We start from the raw sequence: 13,259 nt of genomic DNA, 5'->3' as shown, positions 1-13,259 counted from the left end.
CGTGCTCCTGCCGTCATTGGATGCGCTCCGGTCAGCGATCGCCGAGGTAGCGAGCTTGCGTGTCTTTGCGGGCCGTGTATTCGGAATACGCCTCGAGCGTGGAATCCAGCTCGGACACGGCCGACACCGGCACGTCCCACCAACTCTCGGAGTCCGGTGCGGCAATCAGCGGGTCGCTGTTCACATGGATCAGCACGGGGCCCGAGCGCGTGCCGCCGGAGAACTCGGCCTTGGTGCGCCGGACGGCGTCGGCCAATTCGTCGATGCTCGATTCGCCCGGGCCGATGCGGATCACGTGCGCGCCGAGACTCTCGGCGTTGGTCGCCAAATCGATCGGCAGCGTGTGGCCGTCGTCGAAGCTGTGCGACTCTTCGTCGAGGTACCGGTATTTGGTGCCGAACCGCTGCGAGCCCAACGACTCCGACAGGGCGCCGATCGACGCATAGCCGTGATTTTGGATCAAGACGACTATCACGTCGATCCGTTCGGCGACTGCCGTGACGAGTTCGGTGTGCATCATCAGATACGACCCGTCGCCCACCATGACGATGACGTCGCGGTCCGGCGCCGCGCGTTTGACGCCGATTCCACCGGCGATCTCGTATCCCATGCACGAGAACGCGTATTCCACGTGGTAGCCGTAGGGGTCTCGCACACGCCAGAGCTTGTGCAGGTCGCCCGGCAGGGATCCTGCCGCGCAGATCACGACGTCGCGCGCATCCGATGCCTCGTTCACGGCGCCGATGATCTCGGACTGGGCCGGCAGCGGCGCGTGGCGCGTGTGGTACGCGTCGTCGACGACGGCGTCCCACTCCTTCTTCTCGGCCGCCACGGTCGACGTCAAATCATCCGACACGCGGAACCCTTGCAGCGCCGAGGTCAGCTCGATGAGCGCCTTGCGCGCGTCGGCGACGATCGGCAAGGAGGTGGCGTTCTTGTACGCGTCGATGGCAGCGACGTTGATGTTGATGAAGCGCACGGCCGGGTTCGCGAAGGCGGTGCGCGAGGCAGTGGTGAAGTCCTCGTAACGAGTGCCGATGCCGATCACCAGGTCGGCATCGCGGGCGAGTCGGTTAGCGGCCACCGTGCCGGTCGACCCGATGGCGCCGAGGTTTTGCGGATGGTCCCAGGCCAACGACCCCATTCCTGCTTGCGTGCAGCCGACGGGGATGCCGGTGGCTTCGACGAAATCCTGCAGCGCGTCGGTGGCGAACGAGTACAGCACTCCCCCACCCGCCACGATGAGCGGCCGCTCGGCGTCTTCGATCGCACGGGCGGCTTCGCGAATGTCGTCGATTTCCGGGGCGGGCCGACGGATCCGCCAGTTGCGTTCGGCGAGGAATTCGTCCGGGACATCGATTGCTTCGGCCTGCACGTCCTGCGGCAGCGCAATAGTGCAGGCGCCGGTTTCGGCCGGGTCCGTCAACACGCGCATGGCGTTCAGCAGTGCCGAGAACACCTGTTCGGGGCGGCTGACCCTGTCGAACGATTTGGACAGCGGCCGGAACGCGTCATTGACGCTCACGTCATACGCTTCGGGGCGTTCGATTTGCTGCAGCACGGGGTCGGGCCGGCGCGTGGCGAACGTGTCGGACGGCAGCAACAACACCGGCAGTCGGTTGGCCGTGGCCAGGGCCGCACCGGTGAGGAGGTTCGACGACCCGGGGCCGATCGACGTCGTCACGGCGAACGTGCCGCGGCGCCTGGTGTGGCGGGCATAGCCGACTCCCTGATCGGCAAGTCCCTGTTCGTTGCGGCCCTGGTAGTAGGGCATCAGCGTGGGGTCCTTTTGCTGCCATTGCTTCAACGCCTGGCCGACTCCCGCCACGTTACCGTGCCCGAAGATGCCGAGCATTCCCGGAATGGTTCGCTCGCGGTACGTCTCGGAGCCAATGCGGTCGACGGTGTACTGCCTGCCGAGAAACTCCACGACTGCCTGCGCGACTGTCATCTGCGTCATGAGCGGCTCCTATCGGCCGTTGTGGATGGAGGGGGTGCGGAATTGCCGGACGCCGGGCCGGCCAGCAGCGACACTGCGGTTTTCACTGCGCCGGCCACGTCACCGTCCGGCGGGTAGAGCAAGGTGCGCCCCACTGTCAGGCCGACGACGCCGGGTTGGCGCAAGGCGTTTTCCCACCGGGCGAACACGACATCCGGATCGGAGCCGGTGTCGCCGCCCAGTAGCACTGTCGGCAGTGTCGTGGCCGCCATGACGCGGTCCATCCGGTCGACGACGGGCACCTTCATCCACGTGCCTGCGCTCGACGCGCCGAGGGCCGACGCGATCGCCACCGATTTGACGACGGCGTCCGTGCTGAGGTCGTTGTGGGCTCGGCCGTTCCGCCATTCCGAAAGGAACGGCTCGATCATTGCCACGAGTCCGCGGTCGGCCAGCGCATCGACGGCGCGGGCCGTGTTCTCGAGCACCGTTGGAGTGGCGGGATCCGCCAAGGCGATCCGGGTGAGCATCTTGCCCCCGTCGGCGCCGATGGCGTCCAATGCTTCGGCCGTGTAACCGGTGAAGCGGTCGTCGTATTCAAAGGACGATCCGGCAAGCCCGGCGCGGTTCATCGACCCGAACACGAGTTTGTCGTCCAGGGCGCCGAGCAGCAGCAGATCGTCGATGATGTCCGGCGTGGCCAAAACGCCGTCACAGCCCGGCGTCGCCAAGGCGGTCCGTAACCGGTCGAGCAGGTCTCGCCGGTCGGCCATCGCGGCCGCGTCGTCGCCGACCGACAGCGCGCCGCGAGCGGGATGATCGGCTGCAATGATGAACGTTTGCGGGCCGTACCGCAGTCCCGGGTGCCGCCGCCTGGACGTGGCCGCCCGGGCGATGGCGCCCGGATCTTCCACCCGGATCCGGGTCAGGTGCTCGTAGCGGGTGTCGCCGCTGCCCGCGTCGTGGCCGTTCACGCCGGCACCGCCCGTCCGCGAGCTGCCAAAAGGGCAAGCACGGCGTCCGTATCAGGCATGGCCTCCGAGCAAGACAGCTCGCCGGCCACGATTGCGCCGGCGGCGTTGGCGAAGTCCAGGCACGCCCGAAGTTCCCAGCCGCTGGTCAATGCCCGGCAGAACGCGCCGCCAAAGGCGTCCCCGGCGCCCAGGCCGTTGACCGGGTCGACGGGGATGGGCGCGGAAATGACCCGGTCGGACCGTGAAGCCGCCATGACGCCGTCCGACCCGAGTTTGACGACTGCGATGTCGACGCCGGATTCCAGCAGCCGGTCGGCGAGCTCGTCGGGGGTGCCTTCGCCGACCGCCACGCCGCATTCTTCGCGGTTGCCGATCGCGACGGTGACGTCCGGAAGCACGCGGGCGATCTCGGTGCGGGCTTCGTCCGGGCCGGGCCAGAACATGGGACGATAGTCGAGATCGAGTACCGTGAACTGGCCGGGGCGCAGGCCCTCTCGCGGCCGCGCTTCGAGGGCGGCGGCGTGCGCGTCGCGGCTGGGCTCTTGGCAAAGCCCGGTTACCGTCATCCAGAAGATCCCGGCGCTCCGGACGGCGTCCGTGTCGAGTTCGGCCCGTTTGATTTGCAGATCCGGGGCGGTCGGCGTCCGGTAGAAGTACAGCGGAAAGTCCTCCGGTGGTTTGATGGCGCAGAAGGTCACGGGTGTCGGCCACTCGTCGACGGCGCTGACCTGGGAGTCGTCGACGCCGTAACGGCGAAGTTCACGGTGCAGATAGGTTCCGAACGGGTCGTTCCCGGTGCGGGTGATCACCCCGGACTTCAGCCCGTGCTTTGCCGCCGCCACTGCGACGTTGGATGCGGATCCGCCCAGATATTTGCCGAACGTCGTCACGTCTTCGAGATCGACGCCGATATCGTGCGGATAAATATCAACACTGATTCGGCCCATCGTCAGCACGTCGTGCGCCATCCGTCCCCGCTTTCCCTATCACACTTGCCCTAGTGATCTTGCCGGTCGAACTTGCCGTTCGCCGGCATTCGTCACCGGCGTGACATGGATAACTTTGCCGGATCGCCGTGACCCTGTCAATAGTTTGTTCTGACATATGCACAAATAAGCAAATTTCGTGGCTCGACGGGGGCAGCGCGCGGCGGCTCAATCGCCCCGGCGGGCGGCGGACGGGAAAGCGGGAGCGCGCTTTTCGCGCAATGCGGCGGCGCCCTCGACGACGTCCGGCCCCATGAAGGTGAGCATCTCGTAAGCCGCGGACTGATCGAAAATCGCCCGCGATCCGGCGGCCCAGTTGTTCAAAGCCCGCCGAGTCAGTCGGATGGCTTGCTGGGGTCCGGCGGCCAAACCGTCCGCAATGCGCAAGGCCTCGGGCATGACGTCGCCGGGCTCGACGCTTTTCGACACCATGCCGAGCCGCTCGGCCTCGGCTCCGGTCAACATCTCGCCCGTCAGCAGGTAGTACCGGGCCTTGGCCAGTCCGATGAGCAGCGGCCACATCAAGGCCGCGTGATCGCCGGCCGCGACGCCGAGTTTGATGTGCCCGTCGCCGAGTTTGGCATCGGCCGCGCATATCGAAATATCGGCCAGCAGCGCAATGACCAGCCCGGCGCCGACCGCGACGCCGTTGATGGCCGACACGACGGGCTTCGAGCAATCCAGCAAGTTCTCGACGAGATCGCTCATTTCAATGAGCATGTGCGAGACGCGGTCGTGATCGCCGGCCATCCGCTGCACCATTTCCAGGTCGCCGCCGGCCGAAAAGGCACGGCCGGCGCCCGTCACGACGACGACGCGCACCTCGTCGTCGGCCGAAACATCCTTCCAGACCCTGGCCAACTCGCCGTGCATCTGTTCGTTGGCGGCGTTGTATTTGTCCGGGCGGTCAAGCGTCATCACCAGCACGCCGTTGGCCCGGCGCGCAAAGGTCACGTACTCGTAGTCGGAGTCGTGCATGGTTGTCGTCCCCTCGTCTCCTCGTCCGTCGGTTCGCGTCCTCGGAATTCATCGGATTTCATCGGATTTCGTCGGATTCTCACCCCGCCATGGTCAGCCCGCCATCGACGCTGAGGATCTGCCCCGTCACGTAGCGGGATGCCGGCGACGCGAAGAAATATACGGCGTCCGCGATTTCCGACGGTTCGGCCACTCGTCGGAACGGTATCGATTTGATGAGCGCTTGGCGCAAATGCTCCGGCTGCGCGGCGAACAAGGGCGTGTCGGTCGGGCCGGGGCACACGCAGTTGACGTTGATACCGTCTCGAGCCAGTTCGCGCGCCAAGGACTTGGTGAATGCAATGACGCCGCCCTTGGCGCCGGCGTAGATGGTCTCCCCCGCGCTTCCGACGCGGCCGGCGTCGCTGGCAATGTTGACGATGCGTCCGCCGCGTCCGGCATCGATCATGACTCGGGCGAATTCCCGGCACATGGCCACGGGACCGAGGTAGTTAATCTCGACCACTTTCCGGGCGAATTCGGCGTCCTCGTTGATGAATTTGTCGGTTCTGTCCCAGCCTGCCGCGTTAACGATTGTCGCCGGCGTCCCGATAGCGGTCACGGCACGGCAGAGCGAGGTGACGGATTCGGCGTCCGCGACGTCCACGTGCTCGGCGGTCATCATGTCGGGGTACTTGGCGGCGGATTCGGCCGCCGCATCGTCGTTGAGATCTGCACCGACCACCTGGTAGCCCGCATCGGCGAATTTCCACGCAATGGCGCGGCCGATGCCCGAACCCGCGCCGGTCACTATTGCCAGCTGCCTCGACATTGTTCCGACCTTTCTGCAATTGCGGTCCGCACGGCGACGTCCGTCACGGTGCGGCTGCGCGTCCGAGGAGATTGCGTGCCACTACGAGCTTGGTGATCTGTGCGGTGCCGTCGCCGATCTCGAGGCCAATCACGTCGCGCAGCCTGCGACCTTGCGGATTGTCCGACGAATATCCGGTATGCCCGAACGTCAAAAGCGACTGATGGACGATCTCGACGGCGAGCTTCGGGGCAAGCCACTTGACCATGTTCGCTTCAACGGTGTGCGGCATGCCCTGATCCTTGCGCCACAGCGCTTCATAGCAGAGCAGTCGTGCCGCGCGCAGGCGCGTGGCGCATTCAACGAGCGGGAACGCGACGCCTTCGTTCGTGCCGATCGGCGCGCCGAAGGCAGTGCGAATCCGGGCGTAACCGATTGCGTCGTCCAGCGCGGCCGCCGCGGTCCCGAGGCACGCCAGGGCCATGACCGCGCGGGAGTAGTCGAAGCCGCGCATGGCCGAGGTGAATCCGCTGCCTTCGGCGCCGAGCAAGCCGTCGCGGGGCACTGGCATTCCGTCAAAGTAGATGGAGGCCCTGCCGATCGGTCTGTTGCCGAGATCGTCGAACACCGAGCGGGTGATGTGCCCGTCGTCCAAGTCGACGATGAACGCGCTGACGCCGGATGGCCCGGCATTCCCGGTTCGCGCAAGGACGACGCCGACGTCGGCGTACATGCCCATGGTGATGGACGTCTTCTCGCCGGTGAGTCGCCATCCGCCGGCGTCCGGCTCGGCTTTCACGGTCAGGCTCGCCGCATCCGATCCGTGTTCGGGCTCGGTGAGCACGAGCGCCGGAATGGTACTGCCGTCGGCGATCGAGGGCAGCCACCGACGGCATTGGTCAGCGTCGGCCGCGCCGAGCATGATCTCACTGACGAGAGTGGAATTGACGATCAGGTAACAGGCGTTCAGATCGGCGCGGGCGACCTCTTCGGCAGCAATGCCGACCTCGAGGGCGCCGGCGCCCTGCCCGCCGTACTTGTCCGGAATACGAAGGCCGGTCAAGCCGATGTTCGCCATTTGGCGGGGCATCTCCGGGCGCATGGCGCCGTTCACGTCGTCCTCGGCGTCATGCGGGGCCAGTGTGCTCCGGGCGAACTCGCGGACACTTGCTCGGAAGGTCTCTTGGTCTGAGCTGAAGCCGAAGTCCATGGTCACGTCCCACCCTGTGCCATAGCCACTCCCACACGCGTCACGCGGGCCGCTTCGACTCGTTGCTTTCAGGCTAGATCGTCGCCGAAAGCCGGTCAACGGCGAAGTTCGAGTAGCCGCGACGCCGGATAATATGGAACAATCAATCGTCGCCTGCGCATGAGAGCCACTCGGTCGACACCGCACAGATGCGGGCCTATAGCTCAGTTGGTTAGAGCGCCACGTTTACACCGTGGATGTCGGGGGTTCGAGTCCCTCTGGGCCCACCACACTCACCAGGCTCGGACCCTTGCCCACCTTCGCTGTCGGTCGAGGTTCGAGCCGTTGGCATCTACGCGGCCTTGCCGGGTCGGACAGCGCGGCTCGATGACAGTCGAATCGAAAAACGGATCTCGCCGAATTGCCGTCCTGTGACCGAACTCATGAAAGAATTGTTTCGAAAGAGTTCTTTCGCGTTTTATCATTGAAGCATGACAGACGACCCAGGCTCCGGAAAGCAGCGCCACGCGCGCGATCCGAAGGACATCCGGGCACTCAGCCATCCGGTACGTCTGGCCCTGCTCGAGGTCCTCGCGGCGCGGGACACGGCGACCGCCACCGAGTGCGCCCCGCTGGTCGGCGAAAGCCCGCAAAACTGCTCATTCCATTTGCGCACCCTGGCCAAACACGGATTTGTCGAAGCTGCTGGGCGCGAAGGCAAAGAACGCCCGTGGCGCCGAGTTGAACGCGCCGTCTGGGTCGATCCCACGGACGACGAGTCCGGAAGCGCCGCCGGCGACGCTTTCGACGAGGCCACCGCCATCCACGAATCGACCAGGCTGAGTCAGTGGGTGACGGAACGCCGGCTGATACCGCGGCAGTGGCGCGAATCGCTCCTCTTCGCATCCCGGGTCGCGTGGCTGACTCCGGATGAGAGCGCCAAGTTCAATCGCGACGTCGAAAACCTGTTGGCCGAATATGACGATCGTCTCTCGCCGCGGGCGGATAAGCCCGGCGACGCGGAGTTCGTCCGGTTCTTCGGATTCTCCCGCCTTGTCCATCGTCCGTCCCAAAACACCGCAGACCACCCAAAGAGTAATAAGGAGTAAAAATGGCTCACTCGAAGTCCAAATCCCTCATCACCGTTGAAATCGCCGGCCGCAAGATCATCGATATCCGCCGAAGCAAATTGGCCGGATGGCCGGTCGTCGGCAGGATGAATGATCGCGAACGCAGCATCGTCGCCCATGACAGCGCGGGCCTGATCAGCAGGTAAACTGCGCGCGTGCGCACTGCCAAGGACGATTCCGCCTCGGGTCCCGCCGGTGCGCCGCGACTGAAGCGGAGCCTGTCGCTCCGCGACCTCGTCGTCTACGGCCTGTTGTTCATCGGCCCGACCGCACCGATGGGCACTTTCGGGGTGCTCGACGCCCGCAGCCACGGCGCCGTCGGACTGGTTTTCATCATTGCGACAGTTGCCATGGCGTTCACCGCCTGGTCGTATGCACGAATGTCGGGGGCCGTACCGCTGGCCGGGTCGGTGTTCGCCTACGCCACTGCCGGTCTCGGGCGCGCTCCCGGTTTCATCGCCGGGTGGATGATCGGTCTCGACTACCTGTTCATCCCCAGCATGGCCGCGCTGTTCACCGGAATCGCCAGCCACGCACTGATCCCGAGTGTTCCGGTCTGGCTGTTCACGGTGATTGGCATCATCATCATTACCGGCCTCAATCTGGGCGGCGTGAAACTCGCCGCCACCGTCGGGCTGGTGATGGTGGGCATCGAGATAGTTGTGCTGGCGGCGTTCACCGTCGCGGCAGTCATCGTCATCGCCGCACAGGGTCCGGCGCGCCCATGGCTGTCCCCCTTGATCGGCTTCCACGGGTTCGAGCCGGCGGGAATCATCGGGGCCGTCTCGGTCGCAGTGCTGGCATTTCTCGGGTTCGATGCGATCGCCAGCTTCGCCGAAGAGACCACCGGGTCGACGAAGCAAGTCGGGCAGGCACTTCTGTTTTGTCTTGGTCTGGCCGGACTGCTCTTCGTGGCTCAGACCTATCTGGGCAGTTTGTTGATCCACACCACGCCGCAGGAATTGACCGCGCATCCGGCCGACCAGGGAACGGCGTTCTACAGCATGCTTTCGTCCTCGATCGGCGGCTGGTTCGGCACGACAGTCACCATCACCAAGGCTGTCGGCCCCGTCTTCTCGGCGCTTGTCGCCCAAGCGGCCGTCAGCAGGCTGATGTACGGAATGGCCCGGGACGGTCAGCTTCCGGGCGCCCTTGCCAAAATCAGCCCGCGCAGCCACACGCCGCGGGTTGCCATAGTCGTTTCGGCGGCCGCCACGATCGTCATCGCCGTCGCCGCCGCGGTCCGCCCCGACGGCCTCGACCTGTTGTCGTCAATGGTCACGGTCGGCGCACTCACGGCATTCGTCTTCCTCCATGTGTCAGTGATCGGGTACTACATCGTCGGCAAACGCACGACGCGGCCCGTCCGCCATCTCGTCATCCCCCTCATCGGCATCGCCATCATCGTGGCGGTACTCGCTCTGGCCAGCCATTTGGCCCTCATCATTGCCGGCGTCTGGCTGCTGATCGGACTGGCGAGCCTGGCGATCCGTCGACACCGCCCTGCCACCACGTCGACGGGTGAATAGATGCCCGGTTACCGGCGGCCGGTAACCGGGCATCTATTCACCCTTCGACGATTCGGGGTATCGTGGAAAGCAGAGTGCTCCGGGGTCGGTGAAAATCCGAGCCGGCGGTGATAGTCCGCGACCCGCTCCCGATACGGGACGGTTGATTCGGTGAAATTCCGAAACCGACGGTGAAAGTCCGGATGGGAGGAAGCACACGGCACCGCGCCGTCGTCCGTCGACGACCGCGAATGCTCGCGCACCCCGGGCGGTAAGGGGAAGCGCATGACGCCGGCCGGCCGGACCGCTATCGACGCGGCAATGATGCAGGCTGTCGACGAATCTCGCCGCGGAGCCGGGCTGACCGCGCCGAACCCGCGCGTCGGCGCCGTGATCCTGGACGCCGACGGGAACGTCGTCGGCAGCGGATATCACGCGCGCGCCGGCAGCGATCACGCCGAAGTCGTCGCACTGCGCAACGCCGGAGACCGCGCACGCGGCGGCACGGCAGTCGTCACTCTCGAACCGTGCCGCCACCAAGGCCGCACTCCCCCGTGCACGCAGGCACTGCTGGATGCCGGCATTGACTCCGTGGCCTTCGCCGTTGCCGATCCGATCCATTCCGGCGGCGGCGACCAGCTCGAGGCCCATGGCGTCGCCGTCCGGCGCGGCGTCCGCGAGACCGAAGCGCGCGAGGCCAATCACGAATGGCTGATCGCCGAAGAGACCAAGCGGATTCACGTCACCTACAAAGCCGCTGCCACCCTCGACGGGCGGATTGCGGCAGCCGACGGCACCTCGCAATGGATCTCGAGCGAGGCGTCACGTCAGGACGCCCAAACCTTGCGGCGTCGCGCGGACGCCGTCATCGCGGGTATCGGCACCGTGCTGCACGACGATCCGCGGCTCACCCGGCGCGGCCCGGACGGCCGCGAACTGCCCGACCAGCCCCTGCGCGTCGTCATTGATTCCTCGGGCCGCACCCCGCCGGAAGCAAATGTCCGCAATGGCCGGGCACCGACCTTGATCGGCACGACCGACGAGTTCGGCGCCGATCCGGCCGGCCGCGTCGATCTCGATCGACTATGCGCCGACTTGTACGCACGCGGCCACCGCGGAGCCCTTCTCGAAGGCGGCCCCACCGTTGCCGGCGAGTTTCTGGCACGCGGCCTGATCGACAGGATCGTCGTCTACGTGGCCCCGACGCTCTTGGGGACAGGCCGGCCCCTCATCGGCGACATCGGCGTCGGCACACTGCGGGACGCGTCCCGCTGGCGCTTGCACGATGTAGCGCCCATCGGCGACGACGTCCGCCTGACTTACCTACCACGCACCGTTTCACAGGAAGGCATTGCTTAAGTGTTCACCGGAATAGTAGAAGAAGTCGGACGCGTCCGACGGATCGACTCGCAGGCCGGCGACAGCGCCCGGATGACCATCGAATGCGCCGCCGTCACCGACGACACAAAACACGGCGACTCCATTGCGGTCAACGGCGTCTGTCTCACGGTCACCGACTTCACGCCGACCTCGTTCAGCGTCGACGTGATGAAGGAATCGCTCGACCGGTCGAGCCTCGGCAGCCTGGCCGAGGGCTCCGGCGTGAACCTCGAGCGCGCCGTCGCCGTCGGCCAACGGCTGGGCGGGCATATCGTGCAGGGGCACGTGGACGGCGTCGCGATGTTGCGTTCCCGGCAGAGCGCCGAGAACTGGGATACCGTCACGTTCGACGTTCCTGCCGAACTCCGGCGGTATATTGCCGAGAAGGGCTCCGTAACGGTGGACGGCGTGTCATTGACGGTCGCGCATGTCACTGCCGACGGGTTCGACGTCGGCCTGATTCCCACAACGTTGAGCGAGACGACACTGGGCGCCCGCGACGCCGGCGACATCTGCAATCTCGAAGTGGATATCCTCGCCAAATACATCGAGTCGCTGGGAGCACGGTCATGACGGCCGACGACGTCCGGTTGGACACCGTGGACGACGCCTTGGCGAGCCTGGCCGCGGGGAAGCCCGTCGCCGTAGTCGACGACGCCGGGCGCGAGAACGAGGGCGATCTCATTCTCTCGGCGCAGCTGGCCACTCCGGAGACCGTGGCATTCCTCATCCGGTACACGTCCGGCGTCCTTTGCGCGCCGTTGCCCGGCGGCCGGCTCGATGCCCTGGCGCTGCCGCCCATGACCGCTGCCAACGAAGACCCGAAGGGCACCGCCTATTCGGTATCGGTCGATGCCCGAGCCGGGATCACCACCGGGATCTCGGCAGCCGATCGCGCTCGCACCGCCAACCTGCTGGCCTCCGACGACACCGATCCGCACGACCTTACCCGGCCGGGCCACGTCTTCCCCCTTCGCGCCGCTCAGCACGGCGTGTTCGAGCGGCGCGGCCACACGGAAGCGGCAGTCGATCTCACCCGGCTGGCCGGCCTCGTACCGGCCGGCGTCATCGGCGAGCTGACGAACGACGACGGCTCGATCATGGACGCGCCGAGCACGCGCGAATTTGCCAACGAGCACGGCTTGGCGATGATCTCCATCGCCGACCTGGTCGCCCATCGCTATCGGGTCGAATCGCCGTTGCGCCGGGGCGCAACGGTGCCGCTGCCGTCGTCCGCCGGCAATCCGGCCACGACGTTCCAGGCGACGGCGTACGTCGACCAGTCAACCGGTGACGAACATCTGGCCATCACCCTCGGCCTCGAGACCGAATCGGCGGAGCCTACAACCGTCCGCGTGCATTCGGAATGCCTCACCGGCGACGTGTTCGGCTCGCGTCGGTGCGACTGCGGAGCGCAGTTGGACACGGCGTTGGCCGAGATCGCCGCACTCGGCCGCGGCGCCGTGGTCTACTTGCGCGGCCATGAGGGACGCGGCATCGGCCTGTTCGCCAAGCTCCAGGCCTATGCGCTGCAGGACGCCGGGCTCGACACCGTCGATGCCAACACCGAGCTCGGCCTGCCGGTCGACTCTCGTCAGTACCACGCCGCATCGGCAATGCTCCGCGACCTCGGCACGACGAGGATCCGGTTGCTCACGCACAACCCGGCCAAGGCAGGGACGCTCCGCGCCGATGGGATCGACGTAGCCGAAGTCGCCCGGACGCCCGCCCACGTGACGGCCGAGAATCTTCGCTATCTCAAGACAAAGCACGACAGGCTCGGACATACCCTCGACCTGTCGACGACGGAAAGGCACGTGTCATGAGCAATGCCGGACGGGCAGCCAGCCGGATCTCGCGCGGAACGTTGGACGACGGGACGGTGATCCCCCGGCGTATGAGGGTGGCGATCGTCGCCGCCAGCTGGCATGAAGAGGTGATGGACGGCCTCATTGCCGGAGCGCAGCGTGTGTGCGTCGAGGCCGGGCTCGATCCCGAGCTGGTCCGAGTTCCCGGAAGCTTCGAGCTCAGTGTGGCGGCCGCCGTACTGGCGAGCCGGAAATATCAGGCCATAGTGGCGTTGGGCGTCGTCATCCGTGGCGGGACGCCGCACTTCGACTACGTGTGCCAGGCCGCCACGAACGGATTGACGGAGGTTTCGGTGCACACCGGGGTGCCCGTCGGTTTCGGTCTGCTCACGTGTGACGACGAAAAGCAGGCACTCGATCGAGCCGGCCTGCCGGGATCATCCGAGGACAAGGGCGCCGAAGCCGCCGAGGCCGCGATCGTGACGGCTTTGACCCTCGACCGCCTGCACGCTTGATCGTGCTACAACGACGAAAGGTGGACAGGTGCCCGGTTACCGACGGGTAACCGGGCCCCTAT

General features: G+C 66.1%; 13 protein-coding genes, 1 tRNA gene and 1 riboswitch. Of the genes, 8 read left to right on the top strand and 6 right to left on the bottom strand.

What is annotated here, in order from left to right:
* Positions 1-31 precede the first annotated feature (31 nt).
* The 6 genes from iolD to BJY26_RS12995 all read right to left on the bottom strand — a co-directional run bounded on the left by iolD (position 32) and on the right by BJY26_RS12995 (position 6,877).
* Positions 32-1,951: a 3D-(3,5/4)-trihydroxycyclohexane-1,2-dione acylhydrolase (decyclizing) gene (gene iolD, locus BJY26_RS13020; RefSeq protein ID WP_179429961.1), complete on the bottom strand. Its 1,920-nt coding sequence runs from the start codon at positions 1,949-1,951 to the stop codon at positions 32-34.
* A gap of 5 nt (positions 1,952-1,956) precedes the next feature.
* Positions 1,957-2,913: a Cgl0159 family (beta/alpha)8-fold protein gene (locus tag BJY26_RS13015; RefSeq protein WP_179428667.1), complete on the bottom strand. Its 957-nt coding sequence runs from the start codon at positions 2,911-2,913 to the stop codon at positions 1,957-1,959.
* Positions 2,910-3,881, bottom strand: a complete 972-nt coding sequence (gene iolC, locus BJY26_RS13010; RefSeq protein ID WP_179428666.1) for a 5-dehydro-2-deoxygluconokinase — start codon at positions 3,879-3,881, stop codon at positions 2,910-2,912. The genes BJY26_RS13015 and iolC overlap by 4 nt, the downstream gene beginning before the upstream one ends.
* A 186-nt stretch (positions 3,882-4,067) precedes the next feature.
* On the bottom strand, positions 4,068-4,877 hold the full coding sequence (locus BJY26_RS13005) for an enoyl-CoA hydratase/isomerase family protein (protein WP_179428665.1): 810 nt from the start codon (positions 4,875-4,877) through the stop codon (positions 4,068-4,070).
* A 79-nt stretch (positions 4,878-4,956) separates the two neighbouring features.
* Positions 4,957-5,688, bottom strand: a complete 732-nt coding sequence (locus BJY26_RS13000) for an SDR family NAD(P)-dependent oxidoreductase (RefSeq protein WP_179428664.1) — start codon at positions 5,686-5,688, stop codon at positions 4,957-4,959.
* A gap of 43 nt (positions 5,689-5,731) precedes the next feature.
* Entirely contained in the window at positions 5,732-6,877 is a 1,146-nt protein-coding gene (locus BJY26_RS12995; RefSeq protein WP_179429960.1) for an acyl-CoA dehydrogenase family protein, read from the bottom strand.
* 192 nt (positions 6,878-7,069) lie between these two features.
* On the opposite strand from BJY26_RS12995, the gene BJY26_RS12990 reads away from it, so the two are divergent.
* The 8 genes from BJY26_RS12990 (at position 7,070) to ribH (ending at position 13,197) form a co-directional block, all read left to right on the top strand.
* Positions 7,070-7,146, top strand: a tRNA-Val gene (locus BJY26_RS12990).
* 201 nt (positions 7,147-7,347) lie between these two features.
* A complete protein-coding gene (locus tag BJY26_RS12985; protein ID WP_179428663.1) occupies positions 7,348-7,965 on the top strand; it encodes an ArsR/SmtB family transcription factor in 618 nt (205 codons plus the stop codon).
* A gap of 2 nt (positions 7,966-7,967) precedes the next feature.
* Positions 7,968-8,132: a hypothetical protein gene (locus tag BJY26_RS12980; protein ID WP_179428662.1), complete on the top strand. Its 165-nt coding sequence runs from the start codon at positions 7,968-7,970 to the stop codon at positions 8,130-8,132.
* A 9-nt stretch (positions 8,133-8,141) separates the two neighbouring features.
* On the top strand, positions 8,142-9,515 hold the full coding sequence (locus tag BJY26_RS12975; RefSeq protein WP_237249138.1) for an APC family permease: 1,374 nt from the start codon (positions 8,142-8,144) through the stop codon (positions 9,513-9,515).
* Positions 9,516-9,587: 72 nt separating this feature from the next.
* Positions 9,588-9,713: riboswitch (FMN riboswitch) on the top strand.
* A gap of 66 nt (positions 9,714-9,779) precedes the next feature.
* Positions 9,780-10,853: a bifunctional diaminohydroxyphosphoribosylaminopyrimidine deaminase/5-amino-6-(5-phosphoribosylamino)uracil reductase RibD gene (gene ribD / locus BJY26_RS12970; protein ID WP_179428661.1), complete on the top strand. Its 1,074-nt coding sequence runs from the start codon at positions 9,780-9,782 to the stop codon at positions 10,851-10,853.
* Positions 10,854-11,447 carry a riboflavin synthase gene (locus BJY26_RS12965; RefSeq protein WP_179428660.1) on the top strand — a complete coding sequence of 198 codons (594 nt, stop codon included), beginning with the start codon at positions 10,854-10,856 and terminating at the stop codon, positions 11,445-11,447.
* A complete protein-coding gene (ribB, locus tag BJY26_RS12960; RefSeq protein WP_179428659.1) occupies positions 11,444-12,700 on the top strand; it encodes a 3,4-dihydroxy-2-butanone-4-phosphate synthase in 1,257 nt (418 codons plus the stop codon). The genes BJY26_RS12965 and ribB overlap by 4 nt, the downstream gene beginning before the upstream one ends.
* Complete coding sequence (gene ribH / locus BJY26_RS12955) at positions 12,697-13,197, top strand: 6,7-dimethyl-8-ribityllumazine synthase (protein WP_179428658.1); 501 nt, start codon at positions 12,697-12,699, stop codon at positions 13,195-13,197. Before ribB ends, ribH begins: the two co-directional genes overlap by 4 nt.
* Positions 13,198-13,259 lie beyond the last annotated feature (62 nt).

This window comes from Spelaeicoccus albus (assembly GCF_013409065.1).
GTDB classification, from domain to species: Bacteria; Actinomycetota; Actinomycetes; order Actinomycetales; family Brevibacteriaceae; genus Spelaeicoccus; species Spelaeicoccus albus.
The sequence above is the reverse complement of the archived record's forward strand: the minus strand, read 5'-3'. Positions and strand labels throughout refer to the sequence as shown.

Excerpts from the sequence above, each read along its gene's own strand:
- iolD (WP_179429961.1), bottom strand. The coding sequence starts at position 1,951 with ATGACAGTCGCGCAGGCAGTCGTGGAGTTTCTCGGCAGGCAGTACACC.
- iolC (WP_179428666.1), bottom strand. The coding sequence starts at position 3,881 with ATGGCGCACGACGTGCTGACGATGGGCCGAATCAGTGTTGATATTTAT.
- BJY26_RS13005 (WP_179428665.1), bottom strand. The coding sequence starts at position 4,877 with ATGCACGACTCCGACTACGAGTACGTGACCTTTGCGCGCCGGGCCAAC.
- BJY26_RS13000 (WP_179428664.1), bottom strand. The coding sequence starts at position 5,688 with ATGTCGAGGCAGCTGGCAATAGTGACCGGCGCGGGTTCGGGCATCGGC.
- BJY26_RS12995 (WP_179429960.1), bottom strand. The coding sequence starts at position 6,877 with ATGGACTTCGGCTTCAGCTCAGACCAAGAGACCTTCCGAGCAAGTGTC.
- BJY26_RS12985 (WP_179428663.1), top strand. The coding sequence starts at position 7,348 with ATGACAGACGACCCAGGCTCCGGAAAGCAGCGCCACGCGCGCGATCCG.
- BJY26_RS12980 (WP_179428662.1), top strand. The coding sequence starts at position 7,968 with ATGGCTCACTCGAAGTCCAAATCCCTCATCACCGTTGAAATCGCCGGC.
- ribD (WP_179428661.1), top strand. The coding sequence starts at position 9,780 with ATGACGCCGGCCGGCCGGACCGCTATCGACGCGGCAATGATGCAGGCT.
- ribB (WP_179428659.1), top strand. The coding sequence starts at position 11,444 with ATGACGGCCGACGACGTCCGGTTGGACACCGTGGACGACGCCTTGGCG.
- ribH (WP_179428658.1), top strand. The coding sequence starts at position 12,697 with ATGAGCAATGCCGGACGGGCAGCCAGCCGGATCTCGCGCGGAACGTTG.